Consider the following 22252-nt stretch of genomic DNA (forward strand, 5'->3'; position numbering starts at 1 on the left):
TTTTTATATCCGATATTTGAACCTTATAGAATTTTGAATACATTTGTACAAAATAAAATTTAAAAATGAACACACCATCAGAATTAAAGTACACGAAAGATCACGAATGGATCAAGATCGAAGGTAACGTGGCTACCATCGGTATTACAGACTTTGCGCAGGGCGAGCTGGGAGATATCGTTTATGTAGATATAGATACTGTAGATGATGAATTGGAAGGAGGTGCCGTTTTCGGAAGTGTGGAAGCTGTAAAGACAGTTTCAGATCTGTTCTTGCCTATTGCAGGAAAAGTAATCGAATTCAATTCAGATTTGGAAGACCAGCCTGAATTATTGAATACAGATCCTTATGGAAACGGATGGATCATCAAATTAGAAGTTGCTGAAGGTGCAGATCATTCAGAATTGCTTTCTGCAGAAGAATACCAGGAAATCATTGGATAAGATTTCAAACCTATTTAGTAAGATTTTGCCCGTTTACTGGGCATTTCTTACTTATATGCTTCTCAGGCCCGGAGAAGAAAACCATGAATACTGGTTTATGTTCAGTGGAATTGATAAGGTTTTGCACGTGAGCATATTTGCCATGCTGGGATTTTGTTTCATGGCTGCCCTTCCCCGGATAAGGTTTTTCTACTTTTTTCAGATCATCCTGATCTATGCATTCGTTACCGAAATCCTTCAGGAAAAAATGGGGTTGGGAAGATCTATGGAAACCTTGGATGTCGTTGCAGATACCATCGGCTGCCTGATCGGGTATGGTATATATAAGATGCTGATCAAGCGTTTCTTCTGATTATAAAAGAATATTCCTCTTCACTTGTTGTTTCATTTCTCACAATTCTTCTTAGGAGCTATATCCCGCTATCCACTATTACTCCTCACGCCTTTTCTTGCCACGGCATTTCCTTCGCTTACCTGTTTGCTGTTGCGGGGTAGCCGTTTCTATCGGGGCTAGGGGTTCGGGACGTCCCAAGAAGAGCAGTTTATAAAATCCGCTTACTATGCGTTATTACTTAACCGCCATTTCTCATCTCTCATTACCACGCTTCTCATCTGCCATTACCATCATCATTACCATTACCATTAGCTATTACCGGATTATTATTGAATCATCCTTAGTTATCAGGAGTTATCATTCCAGTTTAATTTTCATAAGTCAGGTCAATAATTCCCGGTATAAAAATTCCCCTCCTTTGGAGGGGTGTCAAAAATCCTTAGGATTTTTGACGGGGTGGTTTAAAACATTGCGCTCCTATATATTGCACTCTTATATATAATATACTCTTATATAATGTACGCTAAATATTACCTACCGTCCGGAGTATGTGCAACCCAATCTTGCAGGTTTTTAAAACCTGTAAGATTTCTTCAAAGTTTCCATTACGGATTTCATCATACGGGGCATTTTTACACCATTTAATTTAATTTCCATCCGGTAATCATTTTTGGCAATCACCAGTTTTTATACATTGTTATATCATAATTCCCTGTAGGCATTATCGTAAATCATCGCAGGGCCCTCTTCATTTATATCTTATTCCCGCCATAAAAATTCCCCTCCTTTGGAGGGGTGTCAAAAATCCAGAGGATTTTTGACGGGGTGGTTTGACATTATGCTTTTATACATTACACTCTTATATATAATATACTCTTATATAATGTATGCTCAATATTACCTACCGTCCGGAGTATAGGAAACCAAACCTTGCAGGTTTTGAAAACCTGTAAGGTTTGATTAAAGTTTCCATTACGGTTTTTCTCACAGATTTATCACACAAAGTCGTTTCTACACCGGTCAATGTTAATCTAATCACAGTTCAACAATCATTGTATTGTCAGGAATCACTTTGATAAACCCATCCCGGCATAATTTACTTATTTCGTTACTTCTTCTTATATATTATATGAGAACTGTGTTATAAAAAATCAGAATCTTTGTCAGCAACCGGTAGGATTTATAACCTTCGCCACTGATTTAAAATCTGTTTTCAGGTCCTTTTGGTCTCCATTTACCGGCGAAACCACTTTATATGACCTTAAGTTTTTTAACCCATACCCATGGTATTTGAATCTTGTGGATAACTCTGAATTGTCTGTAAACGTTATGCAGTCAGTTGGATAAGGATTTACTTTCCCACAAATTGTGTTTTAAGATGAACATAATGTTACGTATATTTGGAAGATAAGGGATGAGTTTCTATCTTTGCCCCACTGAAAAACGAGAGTAGATCAGCAGCGCAGAAGAGGCTTTTAGGTAAGCCGGAATAAAATAACTAATCATCTACCTTACAGGATTGCTTCAGGCAGTTGTGTAGGATACGGATCGGGAAAAACTTTTTAGGATTTTAGATAAATAAAATTTGGATGGTTGGAAAAGATTTGTATCTTTGCAGTCCGGTAAAACGGGAGCGCAGGAGTAGAGGGGTTGGATGTTGAGAGGGGTTAAGGTTAGAGAAAAAAACTTTAAAATTTTCCTTAAAAACATTTGGCGGATTAGAAATAAAGTTTTACTTTTGCACACGCAAATACGGCAAAGCCCAACGACAGAAAAGGGTGGCCGTGGGAGCGGAAGAAGAGAGATCATTGAAAAACAGATATACAACCAAGAATAAGGAAAAACTAAAGCGTAAAATAACTTTGAGTGAGTCAGACAAACATACAATGGAGAGTTTGATCCTGGCTCAGGATGAACGCTAGCGGGAGGCCTAACACATGCAAGCCGAGCGGTATTTGTCTTTCGGGACAGAGAGAGCGGCGTACGGGTGCGGAACACGTGTGCAACCTGCCTTTATCAGGGGGATAGCCTTTCGAAAGGAAGATTAATACCCCATAATATAAGAGACGGCATCGTTTTTTATTGAAAACTGAGGTGGATAGAGATGGGCACGCGCAAGATTAGATAGTTGGTGAGGTAACGGCTCACCAAGTCGATGATCTTTAGGGGGCCTGAGAGGGTGATCCCCCACACTGGTACTGAGACACGGACCAGACTCCTACGGGAGGCAGCAGTGAGGAATATTGGACAATGGGTTAGCGCCTGATCCAGCCATCCCGCGTGAAGGACGACGGCCCTATGGGTTGTAAACTTCTTTTGTACAGGGATAAACCTACTCTCGTGAGAGTAGCTGAAGGTACTGTACGAATAAGCACCGGCTAACTCCGTGCCAGCAGCCGCGGTAATACGGAGGGTGCAAGCGTTATCCGGATTTATTGGGTTTAAAGGGTCCGTAGGCGGACTCGTAAGTCAGTGGTGAAATCTCACAGCTCAACTGTGAAACTGCCATTGATACTGCGGGTCTTGAGTAAGGTAGAAGTGGCTGGAATAAGTAGTGTAGCGGTGAAATGCATAGATATTACTTAGAACACCAATTGCGAAGGCAGGTCACTATGTCTTAACTGACGCTGATGGACGAAAGCGTGGGGAGCGAACAGGATTAGATACCCTGGTAGTCCACGCCGTAAACGATGCTAACTCGTTTTTGGGCTTTTGGGTTCAGAGACTAAGCGAAAGTGATAAGTTAGCCACCTGGGGAGTACGTTCGCAAGAATGAAACTCAAAGGAATTGACGGGGGCCCGCACAAGCGGTGGATTATGTGGTTTAATTCGATGATACGCGAGGAACCTTACCAAGGCTTAAATGGGAATTGATGGGTTTAGAAATAGACCGTCCTTCGGGCAATTTTCAAGGTGCTGCATGGTTGTCGTCAGCTCGTGCCGTGAGGTGTTAGGTTAAGTCCTGCAACGAGCGCAACCCCTGTTACTAGTTGCTACCATTAAGTTGAGGACTCTAGTAAGACTGCCTACGCAAGTAGAGAGGAAGGTGGGGATGACGTCAAATCATCACGGCCCTTACGCCTTGGGCCACACACGTAATACAATGGCCGGTACAGAGGGCAGCTACTTAGCGATAAGATGCGAATCTCGAAAGCCGGTCTCAGTTCGGATTGGAGTCTGCAACTCGACTCTATGAAGCTGGAATCGCTAGTAATCGCGCATCAGCCATGGCGCGGTGAATACGTTCCCGGGCCTTGTACACACCGCCCGTCAAGCCATGGAAGTCTGGGGTACCTGAAGTCGGTGACCGTAACAGGAGCTGCCTAGGGTAAAACAGGTAACTAGGGCTAAGTCGTAACAAGGTAGCCGTACCGGAAGGTGCGGCTGGAACATCTCATTTTAGAGACTCGTTAAGCGAGTATAAACAAAATTAGGTACTTAACTGTACCAAGTACTTACTTAAAGTTAGAGCTTTAGTTTTTTTATTGGTTGCTATCTTACATAAAATACAATACAAACCCACTAGGAATTAGTATAGGGATAGAGATACAGGAGCGGAGAGCCAAGAACCAAGACCAATGTAAAAGTCTTGTATCTAGCATCTGGGATCTGTTAGTCTAAAAGACAGTCTCGTAGCTCAGCTGGTTAGAGCGCTACACTGATAATGTAGAGGTCGGCAGTTCGAGCCTGCCCGAGACTACTAATTGCAAAAGACGGGAAGAGTAGAGAGCCATGAACCAAGACTGTCAATTAGAAAGTCTTGTCTCTAGGATCTTGAGTCTTTTAAGTCTGACTAGAGGGGGAATTAGCTCAGCTGGCTAGAGCGCCTGCCTTGCACGCAGGAGGTCAAGGGTTCGACTCCCTTATTCTCCACGGATTGTACTTAATTACTTAGGTAATAGGGTATGATGTATGAGGGTAATAAAAGAAAGTGTATATTCTACATAATGACGGAGCCGTCATTAGTATGCTTCACTTGATTGCTTAAGTACAAGAACAAAGATCATTGACATTAACGGTAAAGACATCACAAAGAGAAAACCGAGCACTTATAAGTGCTTGAGTAACCTAAAAAATAGGAAAGAAATCGTTAAGGGCGTATGGCGGATGCCTAGGCTTTCAGAGGCGAAGAAGGACGTGGTAAGCTGCGAAAAGCTCGGGGGATCGGCACACACGAATTGATCCCGAGATGTCCGAATGGGGCAACCCGTCTGGTTGAAGACCAGTCACTCTAAATTTATTTAGAGAGCAAACCCGGAGAACTGAAACATCTAAGTACCCGGAGGAAAAGAAATCGAAGAGATTCCGTAAGTAGTGGCGAGCGAACGCGGATTAGCCCAAAAGCTTTTATATGTTTAATAGAATGTTCTGGAAAGAACAGCCGTAGAGGGTGATAGCCCCGTACATGAAAGGCATATTTGAGTGATAAATGAGTAGGGCGGGACACGTGAAATCCTGTCTGAATATGGGGGGACCATCCTCCAAGGCTAAATACTCCTGAAAGACCGATAGTGAACAAGTACTGTGAAGGAAAGGTGAAAAGCACTTCGAATAGAAGGGTGAAATAGAACCTGAAACCGTACGCCTACAAGCGGTCGGAGCCCACAAGTTGGGTGACGGCGTGCCTTTTGCATAATGAGCCTACGAGTTAATTTTACTAGCGAGGTTAAGGACTTCAGGTCCGGAGCCGGAGCGAAAGCGAGTCTGAATAGGGCGCATAGTTAGTAGGATTAGACGCGAAACCTTGTGATCTACCCATGGGCAGGTTGAAGCTCTGGTAACACAGAGTGGAGGACCGAACCGGTTGACGTTGAAAAGTCTTCGGATGACCTGTGGGTAGGGGTGAAAGGCCAATCAAACTGGGAGATAGCTCGTACTCTCCGAAATGCATTTAGGTGCAGCGTCGCAATAAAGTTTATTAGAGGTAGAGCTACTGATTGGATGCGGGGGTTTCATCGCCTACCAATTCCTGACAAACTCCGAATGCTAATAAATGTTCTGCGGCAGTGAGGGCATGGGTGCTAAGGTCCATGTCCGAGAGGGAAAGAACCCAGACCAACAGCTAAGGTCCCCAAATATATGCTAAGTTGAAGCAACGCGGTTGGACTGCATTGACAGCTAGGATGTTGGCTTGGAAGCAGCCATTCATTTAAAGAGTGCGTAACAGCTCACTAGTCGAGCGGTCCGGCATGGATAATAATCGGGCATAAGCATATTACCGAAGCTATGGATTTATAATTTATTATATCTGGTAGGAGAGCATTCTGTTTGCACCGAAGCAGTACCGTGAGGTATTGTGGAGCGGACAGAAAAGAAAATGTAGGCATAAGTAACGATAAAGGGGGCGAGAAACCCCCTCACCGAAAGACTAAGGCTTCCTCAGCTATGCTAATCAGCTGAGGGTTAGTCGGGACCTAACGCGAACCCGAAAGGGGTAGTGGATGGACAATGGGTTAATACTCCCATACTTGCTCACACTAAAAAGGGGACGGATTTACGTACTTACTGGAGACTGACGGAATAGTCAAGGCCTAGCCTTCGGGCGAAGCTGCTGTAAGGAAATAGATTCCAAGAAAAGCCGAAGTGAAGCAACCCGTACCAAAACCGACACAGGTGGTCGAGGAGAGAATCCTAAGGTGCTCGAGTGAGTCGTGGCTAAGGAACTAGGCAAAATAGTCTCGTAACTTCGGAAGAAGAGACGCCAGCAGCAATGCTGGCCGCAGTGAAGAGGCCCAGGCGACTGTTTATCAAAAACACAGGACTCTGCTAAATCGAAAGATGCTGTATAGGGTCTGACACCTGCCCGGTGCTGGAAGGTTAAGGAAGGGCGTTAGCAGCAATGCGAAGCGTTTGACTGAAGCCCCAGTAAACGGCGGCCGTAACTATAACGGTCCTAAGGTAGCGAAATTCCTTGTCGGGTAAGTTCCGACCTGCACGAATGGTGTAACGATCTGGGCACTGTCTCAGCCACGAGCTCGGTGAAATTGTAGTATCGGTGAAGATGCCGATTACCCGCAATGGGACGAAAAGACCCTGTGAACCTTTACTATAACTTCGTATTGACTTTGAGTAAGTAATGTGTAGGATAGGTGGGAGGCTATGAAGCGGGCACGCTAGTGTCTGTGGAGCCAACGTTGAAATACCACCCTTTACTTACTTGGAGCCTAACTTCTGTATGGAAGGACATTGCGTGGTGGGTAGTTTGACTGGGGTGGTCGCCTCCAAAAGAGTAACGGAGGCTTTCAAAGGTACCCTCAGCACGCTTGGTAACCGTGCGTAGAGTGTAATGGCATAAGGGTGCTTGACTGTGAGACCTACAAGTCGATCAGGTGCGAAAGCAGGACATAGTGATCCGGTGGTTCCGTATGGAAGGGCCATCGCTCATAGGATAAAAGGTACTCCGGGGATAACAGGCTAGTCTCCCCCAAGAGCTCACATCGACGGGGAGGTTCGGCACCTCGATGTCGGCTCGTCACATCCTGGGGCTGGAGAAGGTCCCAAGGGTTGGGCTGTTCGCCCATTAAAGTGGCACGCGAGCTGGGTTCAGAACGTCGTGAGACAGTTCGGTCTCTATCTATTGCGGGCGTTAGATGTTTGAGAGGGCTTGATTCTAGTACGAGAGGACCGAATTGAACAAACCTCTGGTGTATCAGTTGTACCGCCAGGTGCACCGCTGAGTAGCTACGTTTGGAAGAGATAAACACTGAAAGCATATAAGTGTGAAACTCGCCTCAAGATGAGACATCTTTTAAGGGTCGTGGGAGATGACCACGTTGATAGGCTACAGGTGTAAAGTTGGTAACAGCATAGCCGAGTAGTACTAATTACCCGTAGATTTATTGCCTATCAGGATACTGTAAGCTTATAGCTTCATGCGATAAGCCAAGCCTTATAAGTGCCAAAATGGTTTTGCCTTTGTGATGATATTTACCGATAAAAAGCAGTATGCTTTACGCTGTAAGCCTAAAGCTTATAGCCTACTGCCTACAGCTATATACAACCTTTAGGGTGGTTTTAGCGGTGGGGCTCACCTGTTCCCATTCCGAACACAGAAGTTAAGCCCACCAGCGCCGATGGTACTGCGAAAGCGGGAGAGTAGGTCGCCGCCAGTCTTTTTTTATTTTATAAAACTCCTTCATCATCCGATGAAGGAGTTTTTTTTTGTTTATATACAGTTACAAAATCAAATATACATACACACATCTGCAAAAATACCTGATGCTTAAAGATCTGGAATTCTAAAAGCAAAGTTCAGGGGATACAATACCCATACAAAAATACTCACTAAATATTATCTGGACATTAGCGTTTTATTAAATACAACATACCAGTCATGTTTCCAAAACAATACATACCAATTGATCCGATACATCGACTATCGCAGTAACTGATTTTGTTGTCTGAATAATTCTCATTTTATAAGAGTTGAATTTTAGTATACTAAAGATATGTCCTCTCAATAATCATTTAAACTAATGACTTTACCAATCACACTATTCATAATTTGATTCAGAATAATAAAACATAGTATAATTTGTATTTTTACTTCTTCATATATCACACTTATGAATAAGGTTTCTATGAAACATCCACTGCAGTTGTGCTATCCGGATTTCCTGTTTTATCTTATTGTGCTTTTCTGTATTCTCTAACAATCCAATTTTCAAGCTAAACCAATGCTATCTATTTTAGAAATGCATGGATCATATTATAATCTAAAAATTAAATAGAAATAGTAGCTTAGTTTATTTGTTTGCATATCTTTAAAAAAAATCAGTCTCACCGTTACAGTAAGACTGATCTGTTTATATCTGTTTAAAAACAATTAAACCTGAATAACGCCCAGATTAAATTTTTCTGTAATCGGAGCATGATTAGCCGCCTCAATACCCATGGAAATCCATTTTCTGGTATCTACCGGATTAATGATAGCATCTGTCCAGAGACGGGCTGCAGAATAGGTCGCCTCCGTTTGTTTCTGATATCTTTTGGAGATCGTATCCAAAATTTCTTGGCGTTCTTCTGCAGAAATTTCTTTCCCCTGTTTTTTTAAGGTAGATTCCTGAATCTGTGCCAGAACTTTTGCAGCCTGCGTACCGCCCATCACTGCAAGATCTGCCCACGGCCAGGCTACGATTAATCTCGGATCATAAGCTTTTCCGCACATCGCGTAATTTCCTGCTCCATAAGAATTTCCGGTGATAACCGTAAACTTAGGAACAACAGAATTAGACACGGCATTAACCATTTTGGCTCCGTCTTTAATAATTCCGCCATGCTCAGATTTAGAACCCACCATGAAGCCTGTAACGTCCTGTAAAAATACCAAAGGAATCTTTCTTTGGTTGCAGTTGGCAATAAATCTCGTTGCTTTATCGGCAGAGTCTGAATAAATAACCCCTCCGAACTGCATTTCACCTTTTCCGCTTTTAACCAGTTTCCTCTGGTTGGCCACAATTCCTACAGACCAGCCGTCAATTCTTGCGGTCGCACAGATAATGCTTTTCCCGTAATCAGGTTTATATTCATCATATTCAGAATTATCAACCAGACATTTAATAATTTCATACGTATCATACTGTTCGGTTCTTGAGGCCGGGAGAATTCCGAAAATATTCTCAGGTTTTGATTTTGGCTGGAAACTTTCAATCCTGTCGAAGCCCGCTTTTTCAGTACTTCCGATAGATTTCATGATATTTTTAATTCTGTTCAAAGCATCCTGGTCATCTTTAGCCTTATAATCGGTAACGCCCGAAATAGAACAGTGTGTAGTGGCACCGCCGAGTGTTTCATTATCAATAGATTCTCCGATGGCGGCTTTTACGAGATAGCTTCCGGCCAGGAATATGGAACCTGTTTTGTCTACAATCATCGCCTCATCACTCATAATCGGGAGATAAGCACCGCCGGCAACACAACTGCCCATTACCGCTGAAATCTGGATGATTCCCATAGAGCTCATTTTAGCATTATTCCTGAAAATTCTGCCGAAGTGTTCCTTATCCGGGAAAATTTCATCCTGCATCGGGAGATAAACCCCTGCAGAATCAACAAGATATATAATCGGAAGCCTGTTTTCCATAGCAATTTCCTGGGCCCTTAAATTTTTCTTTCCGGTGATCGGAAACCATGCGCCTGCCTTTACCGAAGCATCATTTGCTACAACAATACATTGCTTGCCGGATACATATCCGATAACCACCACAACGCCGCCGCCGGGACATCCGCCATGCTCTTCATACATTTCAAAACCTGCAAATGCACCGATTTCTATGGAATCAGAACCCTTGTCAAGAAGATAATCAATCCTTTCCCGTGCCGTCATTTTCCCTTCATCACGAATCTTCTGAAGCCTTTTTTCGCCGCCGCCTTTCTTGATTTCAGAGAGTAATCGGTTTATTTCGGATAACTTTAATCTGTTCTGATCTTCCCTTTTGTTGAATTCGATGTCCATAAAATTTCAATTTTTTCCGCTTAAAGATACTATTTTTCAAAGAATTTATATTGAATTAAAACAATTGTTTAATTTGTTGGTATTCAGAAATTTATGAAATATTTAACATATATATGTTTTTCAGTGTATGATATTTTTTTTAAATTTACATCAGAGTAACAGGGATAATATCCTCTGTGAATACTCTAAGTTCCTAGTTTATTTTTTTAATAGTTTATTATTTGAAGGCCCTGAAAGTTGAATAAATTTTTAGGGTTTTTTATTTCGTATATTTCCGGAATATATTTTTTAAAAAATAACAATTTTGCCGTACATATTTTAAAGGATTTGTAGAAAGCGATTTGTAAATTTGCAGAAAATTAAAAAGAAAGCAGATATGCACAAATTGGCTCTTTTCAGGTTGCATTTAATTGTATTTTTATGGGGATTTACGGCAATTCTGGGAAAGCTTATTCAGGCCAATGCTCAGATCCTGGTATTTTACAGGATGCTTTTTGCTGCCATCTTCCTGTACATCTATATCAGAATCTTCAAAAAAGAGAGCATTAAGGTTTCAAAAAAGATTTTCTTTCAGCTCGCCGCAATCGGTTTTTCAATGGCCTTTCACTGGTACTGTTTCTTTCATTCCATTAAAGTTTCCAATGTATCTATTGCCTTAAGCTGCCTTTCTCTGTCCACCCTGTTTGCAGCGATTATGGAGCCTGTTATTTTTAAGCGCAGAATCGATATTTCTGAAGTGGTCATGGGCGTGGTTATTGTGGCATGCATCCTGTTGATTTTTAAAACGGAGTTCAGGTTTAAGGAAGGCATTATGTATGGCGTTCTTTGTGCTGTGTTCGGGACTATATTTTCTGTTTTCAACGGAAAGATGTTTGGGAAAACAAGTTCAGGCAACATTATTTTTTATGAAATCTTCTCCGGATGGTTTATTTTGGCGGTTATTTATCTGTTCAGCGGGCAAATTTTTCATATGGATGAAATAAGTTACCGTGATATTGCGTTAATAGTGGTGTTAGCCAGTGTTTTTACAGCTTTCCCGATGCTGGAATCGGTGAATCTGATGAAATACATTTCACCCTTCACATTAATTTTAACAGTTAATTTAGAACCGGTTTACGGAATTATACTAGCTTTTTTTATCTTTGGGGAATCAGAACATATGAGCCCGGTTTTTTACGGTGCTTCAGGCGTTATGATACTGGCTATCATTGTCAACGGATTTATAAAAGCTAAGAAACAAAAAACTTTAAATTAAGCATCAACCTATATGATGAAAAAATATCTTTTACTCGTATTTTCCCTTGCATTCGGGATGTCACAATCTCAGATCATCAGAAAATACTCCAATGAATTCCTGAATATCGGGGCAGGCGCCAGGGGCCTGGCCATGGGAGGCGCTGTAATCTCCAATCAGGACGATGTATATTCCCCGATGTGGAACCCGGCAGGGCTGATGTCTGTTGAAAGAGACTGGCAGGGAGCGGCAATGCATGCCGAATATTTCGAATCGATTGCAAAGTATGACTACCTGGCTTATGCAAAAGTTCTGGAAACAGGGGTTTTCGGGGTTTCCGTGGTCAGGCTGGGCGTTGATAATATCTTAAATACCACCCAGCTGATCGACACGGAAGGAAATATCGATTATGATAAAATTACCAGATTTTCCCAGTCTGACTACGCGGCAATATTGTCTTATGCATTTAATCCCGGCGGAAACACGAAACTGGACGTGGGGATCAATGCTAAGATCGTTTACAGAAATGTAGGGAAGTTTGCGAACGGATACGGTTTCGGTTTTGATATAGGAGCGATCTACAAGATGGATAACGGCTGGAAAGTAGGAGGGATGCTGAGAGATGCTACCACCACAGTGAATTTCTGGAGCGTAAATCAGAAGGAACTCTCCACAGTTGTAAACGGCGAAGAATTTAACCCTGCGCCTAAAGATAAAATGGAACTGACCATGCCGAAGCTGAATGCGGGGGTAAGCAAAATATTTGATATTAACAGCAGTGTTTATGTTTTACCTGAAGCCGGTATCAATGTGGATTTTGCTAAAACGGCGGCCCTTCTTTCAACTGATTTTGCCAGTATTACGCCGTATGCCGGTGCTGAACTGGGATACCAGAAAATGATTTTTGTAAGGTTAGGGGTAAATCGCTTCCAGTCGATTACCGATATTGAAGATCTCAGCAGAAAAGTATCTTTCCAGCCAAGTGCGGGGATCGGGATCAAGTATAGGGGACTTACCCTGGATTATGCGATTACCAATTCCGGGATCGGTGGATCAAACTTCTATTCCAATTTCTTTTCCCTGAAACTGGATATGGGACAATTCAGAAACGATTAAATTAATTTCATTCAATGAAAAAGATTTCACTTATTATAGCAACGGCCTGTTCAATGGCTGCTTTCGGGCAAAAGGTTTCAGATTATAAATATATTTCACTTCCTTCTAAATTTACAACATTTAAAGAAGATTTCGGTTTAGCAGAGCTGCTGACCAAAACATTAAGAGGAAAGAATTACACCGTTATTCCGGCAGATAAGCTGCAGTGGCCTTCAGAGGCAAAAGATAACCCATGCAGTGTTGCAGAAGCGGATATTATCAATGACAGCGGTTTTCTGCGCAATAAAGTATTGGTTCAGTTTAAAGACTGTAATGACAAGGTGATTACATCGGTTAAAGGCGCATCAAATATCAAGGATTATAAAGAAGGCTATCAGGATGCCCTGAAACAGACCTATGTTTCTATTTCACCTGCCAGTCCGGTAGCGCAGGCACAGCAGCCAGTCCGTGTACAGGAACCCGTAGCAACAGTATCAGAGATACCTTCCGGAACCAATACAGTCACAGCGGATACCGGAGCTGTGAAATTCAGCAACGGGAAAACCGATTTCCAGAAAATACAGATCGATAACAGCCAGTTTATTTTGGTGGGTGCTGACAGTTCATCTCCTTTTGCCACATTTAAGGCGACCACAAAGAATGATACTTTCAGGGTAAAGCTGCAAAACGGCAGTGCTACCATGGGATATTATGAAAACGGGAATATTGTGATAGAAATGCCGCAGGCCAACGGGGAATATACCCGGGAAATATTTTTGAAGAAATAATTTATCTATAAGTTAAATAAAATGAAAAAGGTTGGAAATTTTCCAACCTTTTTTCTATGCATTATTAAAAAAATCATAAACGACCTTCGCTTTGTTTTTCCCGAGAATTTCTTCCAGGGTTTCAAGACTGGATTCTTTAACTCTTTTTACCGATTTTAACCTGGACAAAAGCATTTCAATGGTTTTGTCGCCTACACCGGGAATGCCTTCCAGTTCAGATTTTATCGTTGAATTGGATCTACGCGTCCTGTGATGCTTTACCCCGAAGCGGTGGGCTTCATCCCTTACCCGCTGTAAAATTTTCAGCGTTTCGGATTTTTTATCCAGATACAGGGGAATCGGATCTTCCGGAAAGAAGATTTCTTCCAGCCTTTTGGCAATCCCCACAATCGTAATCTTTCCATACAGTCCCAGTAAGCGTAAACTTTTCACGGCAGAAGACAACTGTCCCTTTCCTCCGTCAATCAGGATCAGCTGCGGCAGGCTGTCCCCTTCTTCCAGTAATCTTTTGTACCGGCGGTAAATAACTTCCTCCATGGTGGCAAAGTCATTCGGGCCTTCCACCGTTTTGGGATGAAAGATCCTGTAGTCGGCTTTGCTTGGTTTTCCGTCTTTAAAAACCACACAGGCGGAAACCGGGTTGGTTCCCTGGATATTCGAGTTATCGAAGCCTTCAATATGCCTGGGTTCAACGGGCATCCTGAGCAGTTTCTGCATTTCTGCCATGATCCGGGTGGTATGCCTCTCAGGATCAATGATCTGAACCTGCTTCAATTTTTCCAGGCGGTATTCCCTGGCATTTTTTTCAGAAAGCTCCACAATCCGTTTTTTGTCGCCTACTTTAGGAACAATCAGTTTCACATTCGGGATTTCGATCGGCAGATGGAAGGGAAGCAGGACTTCTTTTGAATCCGAATCAAATTTCTGCCGGATTTCAATCAGGGCTTCCTCCATAATATCCTCATCACTTTCTTCAAGGATCTTCTTGATTTCAGTGGTAAAGCTCTGTATGATATTTCCGTTTCTGATTTTAAAGAAATTCACATAGGCGGCCGTTTCATCACTTGTCATCCCGAAAACATCCACATCATCGATATTCGGGTTCACTACGGTATTCCTGGATTGGTAATCATCAAGGATATCAAGCCGTTCTTTGATGATCTGGGCATCTTCAAACCGGAGGCCGGAAGCATAGGCCGTCATTCGATCAATCAGGTACTCTTTTGCTTTCCGGAAGTCTCCTTTGATAATACCGCGGATCGCGTCAATCTTTTCATCATACTCCGCTTTGCTTTCCAGGGCTTCGCAGGGCCCGTTGCAGTTTTTGATATGGTATTCCAGGCAGACTTTATATTTTCCTTCCTCTATTTTGGCAGGTGCCAGATTAAGATTGCAGGTCCTGAGTTTATAAATATGTTTGATGGTATCCAGTAAAATTTTTGCCGGGCGTACTTTCGCATATGGCCCGTAATATTCAGAGCCGTCCCGGATTTTGGTTCTGGTCAGGAAAATCCTGGGGAATTCTTCATTCTTAATGCAGATCCACGGGTATGTTTTGTCATCTTTCAGCATGACATTGTAGAAAGGCTGATGCTCTTTGATCAGGTTGTTTTCCAGTAAAAGGGCATCATACTCGCTGTTAACGATGGTTGTTTCCAGCCGCTGGATTTTTCCTACCATAATTCTTGTCCGGTATCCGGGAAGGTTTTTATTGAAATAGGAAAGCACCCTTTTCTTCAGATTTTTTGCCTTTCCCACATACAGAAGCTGATCATTTTTATCATAATAACGATAAACGCCGGGTTCAGAGGGTAAAGTTTTAAGCTGTAATTCTAAAGAAGGATTCATATAACAAAATTACATAATTTAAAAGCAAGAAAAAAGCCACAGAATCCCTGTGCACTTACAATTTATGTTAAATTAAAATTTATCTCCGGCCCATATCAGTATATTGAGATACCAAGAAGCTGAAATAATCCCATTCCACAGAGTTTTTAGGATATTTCGGCAGGAAAATATAAATTAATCAGTTTATTTAGGGAAAAAATAAGTACTGAAAATTAGTTTTTCCCAGTTATCACTAAATGCTTAATTTTAAGACAAAATTTAGAGCATGATATACGGTGTAGATGTTTTCAGTTTCCATGATGTATTGGAGATCTGTAAAGACCCAAACAAAGCGAAGCTGAACAAAACGGCAAAAGAGCAGATCTTAAACTCCCAGAAAAATGTGCAGCAGATTGTGGAGTCAGACCGTTGTGTGTATGGGATCAATACAGGTTTCGGGCCGCTTTGCGATACTAAGATTTCGGCAGATGAAACGGAGCTTTTGCAGTACAATTTAATTATTTCCCATGCCGTAGGCGTAGGGAAGCCCATTGATAAGGAACTTTCAAAGGTCATGATGATTGCCAAGGTACATGCCCTGTCCAAGGGGTTTTCAGGGGTATCGCTGGAAGTAATCGAACGGCTGATCGTGATGCTGGAAAAAGATATTATTCCTGCAGTTCCGGAACAGGGTTCCGTGGGGGCTTCGGGAGATCTGGCTCCACTGGCTCACCTGGTTTTACCGCTCTTGGGATTGGGAAAAGTATGGGTAGGAAATGAGATTTTCAAAACGGAGGAAATTTTAGAGAAAAACGGTCTTGAACCTTTGGTTTTAGGTCCGAAAGAAGGGTTGGGATTAATTAACGGCACCCAGTTTATCCTTGCCCATGCCATTAAAGGCCTGGAAAAGTTTGAATATCTGCTGGACCTTGCAGATATGACGGCGGCAATGAGCATTGAAGCGTACAGAGGCTCAGCCAGCCCGTTCAGAAAAGAGCTCCATGAGATCAGGCCTTTTGAAGGAAGCCGGAAAGTGGCGGCAAGAATGCTGAAGTTCTTAAAAAATTCTGAAAACTTAAAATCCCATGAATACTGCGACAGGGTTCAGGACCCTTATTCCATGCGTTGCGTTCCGCAGGTGCACGGTGCCAGCAGGAATGCCTTTGAACATTTAAAAATCATGGCCGAAACGGAGCTGAATTCCGTAACGGATAACCCAATTGTATTAAGTGCCGAGGAATCAATTTCAGGAGGGAACTTCCACGGGCAGCTGATGGCCATGCCACTGGATTATGCGACATTGGCAGCGGCTGAACTGGGAAACATTTCAGACCGCAGGAGTTATCTGTTACTGGAAGGAAAATACGGTTTACCAAGACTGTTAACGGAAAGTTCAGGACTGAACTCCGGGTTTATGATTCCGCAGTATACGTCTGCAGCATTGGTAACGGAAAATAAAACCCTGTGCTTTCCGGCTTCCGCAGATTCGATCCCGACAAGTTTAGGACAGGAAGACCACGTATCCATGGGCAGCATTTCCGGAAGGAAATTCAATCAGGTCCTTGGGAATCTGGTAAATATCCTGGCTGTTGAACTGATGTTTGCGGCTCAGGGCCTTGAATTCAGGAGACCTGCCACCTGTTCAAAACTCATTGAGGAAAACTTTGCCGTTATCCGTTCCCGGGTTGCCAAGCTTGAAGATGACCGCCTGATCGGCGAAGACATGCTGGCCATTGCAGAATTGATTAATGAGAGACAGTTTATCGTAAACTAAATTAATAATTTATTGTACTGGATATATTTATAAAACGGACTTCTGTCCGTTTTTTTATTTTATAACTGATTGAGCAGATTCAGCCGAAAATTTTTATGCAATATTTGATTTTCTACTGTTTGGTATTTCTGGCATAACAAATTAAAGATAATTTGCATTTCATGTATCAGTAGTTCAGGGTAAAGTGATATATTAGAGTGATCCAAATTAAAGTATATGAAAAGAAATGTGTTTTACCTACTCATGCTGTTTTCAGTTTTTACGGCATGTAACAGAGACGATCTTCAAAGCATTGCAGACTCCCTTGAAGTTGTACAGAAAGATCCTTTGACGGCAAAAGAGATCAATGAAAAAATCAATGAAACCATCAGAACCAAAGGAAGGTTCTCATGGAATGCCTCTTCCGACCATTTTGTATGGAGTGCCGTTTTCCAGGGAAATAAAGTAGCTTCCATCGGATTCGGATCTTCTTTTGACAGAAGCCTGAGCCCTGATCATGATGCCGTTGAACAGGAAATTTTAGACCTGATTAAAAAATATGAAGTAAAAACCGACCGCATTCTGCTGTCTTCAGATCCGTATCTGAATCAGATGGATGTAGCCATTGAAAAACAGGAAACCGTTATTGCCCTCCGTAAAATGAAGAATATCCGGTATGTTGAACCTGCAGATTACCGTTATTTTGAAAATGAAAGGAAATTCGGAGGAACGGCAAAATCCGGCAGTTCATCATCGGGATGTGGTTTGGAATCAACGGCTTTAAATGCGGCAGATTATACAACTGTAGCCCCGAATGCGAAAGCACCGTGGTCTTTCTCAAAACATAATATCATAAGCGCTTGGAGCTATAGTAGCGGTGCAGGAATCACCATCGGGGTTATCGACAGCGGAATCTCCCCGGAACAGACTTTACTGGGAAGCAGTTTCAATAACGGGCTTTCATCCGGAAGGACCGTTACCAAAAACGGTGTTTATGTAGATTCGGTATGGCCCTGGAGCAGCGGGTACGACGGTCCGAATGACCAGTGCGGGCACGGAACAAGCATGGCTTCTGCTGCCACTGCGCCAAGAAATAATATGGGGCAGCCGGTGGGCGTGGCTTACAACGCAAGCCTTGTAACCTATAGGGCAGCTTCAAATGTAGTATTGGATGGATATCACGAACAAAACGGAGTGAAAACCGCTTTCACGGAATTGGGGAATAACACCAAAGTTAAAATTATCTCAATGTCCATGGGGCACATTTTCTCAGTCGGCAAAATTGAAGACGGTGTAAAATATGCCTATTCCAAAGGCAAGCTGATTTTCTGCGCAGGCGGTACTTCCACAAGCTTCACTAATTTTGCCGGCGTGATTTTTCCGGCGTGGATGCCTGAAGCCCAGGCTGTAACCGGAGTAAAAGAAAATACCTCCAACCAGAAATGCGACGTCTGTCATTCGGGATCTGAAATTGATTTCACGTATCAGATGGAAAGGGCGTCAGGAAGCAGCATCCCGGTACTGAGCTATTATAACGGGCAGACAGATTACGTTGGCGGCTCCTCTGTGGCTACGGCTTCTACTGCAGGAATTGCAGCCCTGGTCTGGTCTAAAAACCCGTCATGGACACGCGATCAGGTATTGAATAAAATGAGGCAGGCTTCAACGTATTATCCCAATCCGAATTCAGATTACGGTTACGGAAATATCAATGTCCTGCAGGCCGTTCAGTAAATATGGCATAAAGTCGGAAGATTTCTTTAATCTCCCAGCTGATAATCCAAGGGAAGCATATTCTCAATTTTATTTTTTGTGAAATCCCCTTCAGTCAGCAGCAGGTCCGTATGGGAAATACTTCCGTCTTTTGATACTTCGAAAGTTTCACCATCAGGATGAAGGAATGAAGATAAAACGACCGGGTTTTTACTTTTTATGAATTCTTTCCCTTTAAGTTCATAATTATATTTCTTATAATTTACCTGAAGTATATCTTTAAAACTGAAAAGAACGCTGCTTCCTTCTCTTTTAACATAATCAGAATCCGGAATCATGGTCTTTATAATGGCCAGCGCATATGGGTTCTGGTTATTTTTTCTCCGGGAAATATCAAGCAGGTCTGCAGGAAGGTCAAATTTTCCCATCAGCTTTGCAGCATCCATGAAATCTTTTAACGTTTCCAATTCTTTTTCAGTCGGGTATTTCGGGTTGGGAACCCTTATGACATGGTTGACAATAAACTGGTCGGCAGAAACCGTATTGCCATGTATGCTTCTGAAGAAATGGAGCAGGCTCCCTTCATAGGCATTCATGCGGTTCAGTTTTATTTTAGGGTTGCTTTTTACTTCTTTAAAAAGGCTGGTCCCGGGACTGCTGACTATTTTAGAATTAAAATCAGCATAAAAATTCATCAGGTTGTATTCTATTTCATAGCCGAGGTTCTTGTTTTCAATCAGTAAGGTTTTGGGAGCCTTTACCTTCAGTGTGTTGTTCTTTTTATCATAGGCGAACTTTAATGTCCTTTGATTTTTAATTCTTACATGCTCACGGTCCTGCCCGATAAACTGGTCCAGAAAATAACTGATAAAATTTCTGTAGGCTTCTTCCGTATAGGGAACAATCGTGACTTCTTCAATGTCATTGCTTTTCAGCAGTACCACTTTTAATACCCTGCCTGCAACTTCAGAAACAGGCTTGGTAAAACTTTCATAATTTTCTTTCTGGAAGACAACATTGCCGGAATTTTTTGCAGCCAGTGGTAATGTGAAACTCCCGTCTTCCTTCGAAACGGTTCCGGTTCCGGTGCCGTCGATATAGATATTTACATCGCTGATTTTCTGTCCGGCATCATTGATTACGGTTCCCATGACAGCCTGAGCCAATGAAACATACAGCGGAAATAAAAATAAGAAAAGGAATACTGTTTTTTTCATGATCAGCAATATTACTAAATTTTTAGTGATAAAAATAATCGGTTTCAAATGAAAGCCATGTATTATATTACTGTTTGGTAATGAGTAGGATATGGAGTGCAATATGATGGTATTATATTTAAATCACCGGTTAGGTACTTATACTGATTGTAAAAAATAAGTAGATGTACGCTAAAATATATACGGGGGCCGCAGTAAATTTGTCATGTGATCACAACAATACATTTTGAAAGTAACCTCATTAATAATCAGTAACTGATTTTAAAACGGTCATTGTCATATGTAAAAAACTTTAACTGTGGAGGCCAGAAACCATTAAACGGGGCGTAATCCGAAAAGCCAGAAGAGTAGGAAACCCAAAAAATATTAATCATGTCAGAACAAGAACAATTACCTGGAGGATGGACAAATTATCACCCTCTTACTGCAGAAGATCAGAAAGTATTCGATGAAGCAATGCATGGCTTCGTAGGCGTAAAATATACCCCTACAGAAGTATCTACACAAGTGGTAAACGGAACCAATTACCGTTTCAGGTGCAACGCATCAATGCCGCCTTCAGAGGTGGTATGGCAAGCGATTGTAGAAATCTACAGCCCGATCGACGGCCAGCCGCATGTAATGTCCATTACAAGAATATAGTACATATTTTTGCTTATCATAAGCCGGAGGAGCAGTCTTCCGGTTTTTTAGTTTCCAGGATCTTTTACAGCACGGTTTTATCAACCGATTCTTACGCTGGTCATGCTCAGCGAGCCGCCGATTAATTCATCATTGAATAAAACAAGGCTTTCAGGCTTGTCTTTCAGTCCTAATGAGTAAACCAAAGGTAAATAATGGTCAGGGCTCGGGACAGCATATTGCAGGTAAGTTCCCTGTTTATGGTAGTCGATTATGTTCTGGAAGTTGCCGTCCAGAAGCCAGCCGTTGGTCTTTTCCCGGGCTTCAACGGCCCAGTCCCATCCGGCGCCTATAGTATTGATATTTCTCCAGTCGATCAGCCGGAGGTTATGGATAATATTGCCGCTCCCGATAATTAAAATTCCCTTTTCCCGGAGCTTATGCAGTTTTTTTGCCAGGTCAAAATGATACTGTGGAGACTTCGTGTAATCAATACTCATCTGAATGACAGGAATATCAGCTCCAGGATACATATGCCTGATCACCGACCATGCACCGTGATCCAGTCCCCAGTGATGATCTTTCTCAACCGGAACGGGCGATAAAAGACCTGCTATATCTTGCGCCAGCTCAGGGCTTCCGGGCGCAGGATATTCAATATCATGCAAAGCCTGCGGGAAACCTCCGAAGTCATGAATGGTTTTGGGCATATCCATGGCAGTGACTTTGGTCCCGTCCGTAAACCAGTGCGCAGAAATACACAAAATAGCATTGGGCTTCGGTATTTCATCCGCTGCCTTCCGGAATCCCTGGACAAACTGGTTTTCTTCAATAGCATTCATCGGGGAACCGTGTCCCAGAAATAAGACGGGCATTTTTCCGGTATTCGGAAAACAGGCACTGATATTTTGTAAATAGTTGAGATTCACGACAGATTGGGCTTTGATGAATAAAAAAACTCAGTAATTTAGCGGGTAAATTACTGAGTCCTGGAAATTATAATAATTTACTATGCCTGTTTTACAAACTGAAGCTCGCCGGCAATTTTTACCTCTTCGCTTACCATGACACCGCCTGCTTCCAGGGCGGCATTCCAGTTCAGTCCGAAATCTTTTCTGTTGATTTTTCCTTCAAAAGAAAAACCTGCTTTTGTATTTCCCCAGGGATCTACGTTGATACCGCCGAATTCCACATCCAGAACCACAGGTTTTGTGACGCCGTTAAGCGTAAGGTTTCCGGTTACTTCATTATTTAATGCAGAAGATTCAAAAGTGATGACAGGGTTTGCCTCAGCATTGAAAAATTCTGCAGATTTCAGGTGGTTATCCCGGTCTGTGTTGTTTGTAGAAATAGAATCAGTCTGAATCGTAGCGGTTGTTTTCGCGTTGGCAAAAGTATCGTCTTCAGCATCGATTTCTGCCGTGAAATCGGTGAAGTTTCCTTTGATGTTGGAAATCATCATGTGTTTTACTTTGAACGTAATTTCACTGTGCGCCGGGTCTAAAGTCCATTTTGTAGCCATTGTATTGTATTTTTATTGTTATGTATAATGCAAATGTAGATCAAAACAGAGGTGCAACTCATTGACGTAGGATAAGAAAAAGGTTTTAACTCCAAATTAGCCTTAAGTTAATATTTGAAAGGAGAATCTATCGTCCATTATCAATTACTCATTATTTATTCTCAGGAGCTTTTTCCAGCTATCCACTCATACTCCTCACGCCCGGCCTTTCCCGACGTTTGCTGCGGGGTAACCGTTACTATCTGGGCTAG

Annotated in this window: 13 protein-coding genes, 2 tRNA genes and 3 rRNA genes; 13 read left to right on the plus strand and 5 right to left on the minus strand. The window is 42.3% G+C overall.

Annotation, left to right across the window (positions count from 1 at the left end):
- The first annotated feature begins 65 nt into the window (after positions 1 to 65).
- From gcvH to rrf, 7 genes are all read left to right on the plus strand, one after another.
- The gene (gene gcvH / locus SD427_RS02945) at positions 66 to 443 is read left to right on the plus strand and encodes a glycine cleavage system protein GcvH (protein ID WP_027387050.1); all 378 of its coding nucleotides are present in this window, start codon (positions 66 to 68) and stop codon (positions 441 to 443) included.
- 25 nt (positions 444 to 468) lie between these two features.
- On the plus strand, positions 469 to 795 hold the full coding sequence (locus SD427_RS02950) for a VanZ family protein (RefSeq protein ID WP_320559819.1): 327 nt from the start codon (positions 469 to 471) through the stop codon (positions 793 to 795).
- Between the two features lie 1865 nt (positions 796 to 2660).
- Positions 2661 to 4177 (plus strand): 16S ribosomal RNA (locus tag SD427_RS02955).
- A 226-nt stretch (positions 4178 to 4403) separates the two neighbouring features.
- A tRNA-Ile gene (locus SD427_RS02960) sits at positions 4404 to 4477 on the plus strand.
- Between the two features lie 99 nt (positions 4478 to 4576).
- A tRNA-Ala gene (locus SD427_RS02965) sits at positions 4577 to 4650 on the plus strand.
- 207 nt (positions 4651 to 4857) lie between these two features.
- Positions 4858 to 7621 (plus strand): 23S ribosomal RNA (locus SD427_RS02970).
- Between the two features lie 160 nt (positions 7622 to 7781).
- A 5S ribosomal RNA gene (rrf, locus tag SD427_RS02975) occupies positions 7782 to 7889 on the plus strand.
- Together the 16S, 23S and 5S rRNA genes with 2 tRNA genes alongside form the textbook arrangement of a ribosomal RNA operon.
- A 713-nt stretch (positions 7890 to 8602) precedes the next feature.
- Here the strand turns inward: rrf and SD427_RS02980 are convergent.
- Positions 8603 to 10231, minus strand: coding sequence for an acyl-CoA carboxylase subunit beta (locus SD427_RS02980; protein WP_320559820.1), 1629 nt, complete (start codon positions 10229 to 10231; stop codon positions 8603 to 8605).
- A gap of 376 nt (positions 10232 to 10607) precedes the next feature.
- On the opposite strand from SD427_RS02980, the gene SD427_RS02985 reads away from it, so the two are divergent.
- From SD427_RS02985 to SD427_RS02995, 3 genes are read left to right on the plus strand one after another with little or no spacing between them, the layout of a single operon-like run.
- The gene (locus tag SD427_RS02985) at positions 10608 to 11486 is read left to right on the plus strand and encodes a DMT family transporter (RefSeq protein WP_320559821.1); all 879 of its coding nucleotides are present in this window, start codon (positions 10608 to 10610) and stop codon (positions 11484 to 11486) included.
- Positions 11487 to 11498: 12 nt separating this feature from the next.
- Positions 11499 to 12581 carry a PorV/PorQ family protein gene (locus SD427_RS02990; RefSeq protein ID WP_414017701.1) on the plus strand — a complete coding sequence of 361 codons (1083 nt, stop codon included), beginning with the start codon at positions 11499 to 11501 and terminating at the stop codon, positions 12579 to 12581.
- A 14-nt stretch (positions 12582 to 12595) separates the two neighbouring features.
- Positions 12596 to 13348, plus strand: a complete 753-nt coding sequence (locus SD427_RS02995; RefSeq protein ID WP_320559822.1) for a hypothetical protein — start codon at positions 12596 to 12598, stop codon at positions 13346 to 13348.
- 54 nt (positions 13349 to 13402) lie between these two features.
- Here the strand turns inward: SD427_RS02995 and uvrC are convergent, their stop codons facing one another.
- A complete protein-coding gene (uvrC, locus tag SD427_RS03000) occupies positions 13403 to 15196 on the minus strand; it encodes an excinuclease ABC subunit UvrC (protein ID WP_320559823.1) in 1794 nt (597 codons plus the stop codon).
- A 265-nt stretch (positions 15197 to 15461) separates the two neighbouring features.
- On the opposite strand from uvrC, the gene hutH reads away from it, so the two are divergent.
- Positions 15462 to 16949: a histidine ammonia-lyase gene (gene hutH / locus SD427_RS03005; RefSeq protein WP_320559824.1), complete on the plus strand. Its 1488-nt coding sequence runs from the start codon at positions 15462 to 15464 to the stop codon at positions 16947 to 16949.
- Positions 16950 to 17165: 216 nt separating this feature from the next.
- Complete coding sequence (locus SD427_RS03010) at positions 17166 to 18662, plus strand: S8/S53 family peptidase (RefSeq protein ID WP_320559825.1); 1497 nt, start codon at positions 17166 to 17168, stop codon at positions 18660 to 18662.
- A 26-nt stretch (positions 18663 to 18688) separates the two neighbouring features.
- Here SD427_RS03010 and SD427_RS03015 read toward each other — a convergent pair whose 3' ends face one another.
- Positions 18689 to 19858: a carboxypeptidase-like regulatory domain-containing protein gene (locus SD427_RS03015; RefSeq protein ID WP_320559826.1), complete on the minus strand. Its 1170-nt coding sequence runs from the start codon at positions 19856 to 19858 to the stop codon at positions 18689 to 18691.
- Positions 19859 to 20230: 372 nt separating this feature from the next.
- Between SD427_RS03015 and SD427_RS03020 the strand changes: the two genes are divergently transcribed.
- Positions 20231 to 20500, plus strand: coding sequence for a hypothetical protein (locus SD427_RS03020; RefSeq protein ID WP_320559827.1), 270 nt, complete (start codon positions 20231 to 20233; stop codon positions 20498 to 20500).
- Positions 20501 to 20580: 80 nt separating this feature from the next.
- Here SD427_RS03020 and ygiD read toward each other — a convergent pair whose 3' ends face one another.
- A complete protein-coding gene (gene ygiD, locus SD427_RS03025; protein WP_320559828.1) occupies positions 20581 to 21408 on the minus strand; it encodes a 4,5-DOPA dioxygenase extradiol in 828 nt (275 codons plus the stop codon).
- A gap of 80 nt (positions 21409 to 21488) precedes the next feature.
- Entirely contained in the window at positions 21489 to 22001 is a 513-nt protein-coding gene (locus tag SD427_RS03030; RefSeq protein ID WP_320559829.1) for a YceI family protein, read from the minus strand.
- Positions 22002 to 22252 lie beyond the last annotated feature (251 nt).

It is taken from the genome of Chryseobacterium sp. JJR-5R, assembly GCF_034047335.1.
Lineage (GTDB): Bacteria > Bacteroidota > Bacteroidia > Flavobacteriales > Weeksellaceae > Chryseobacterium.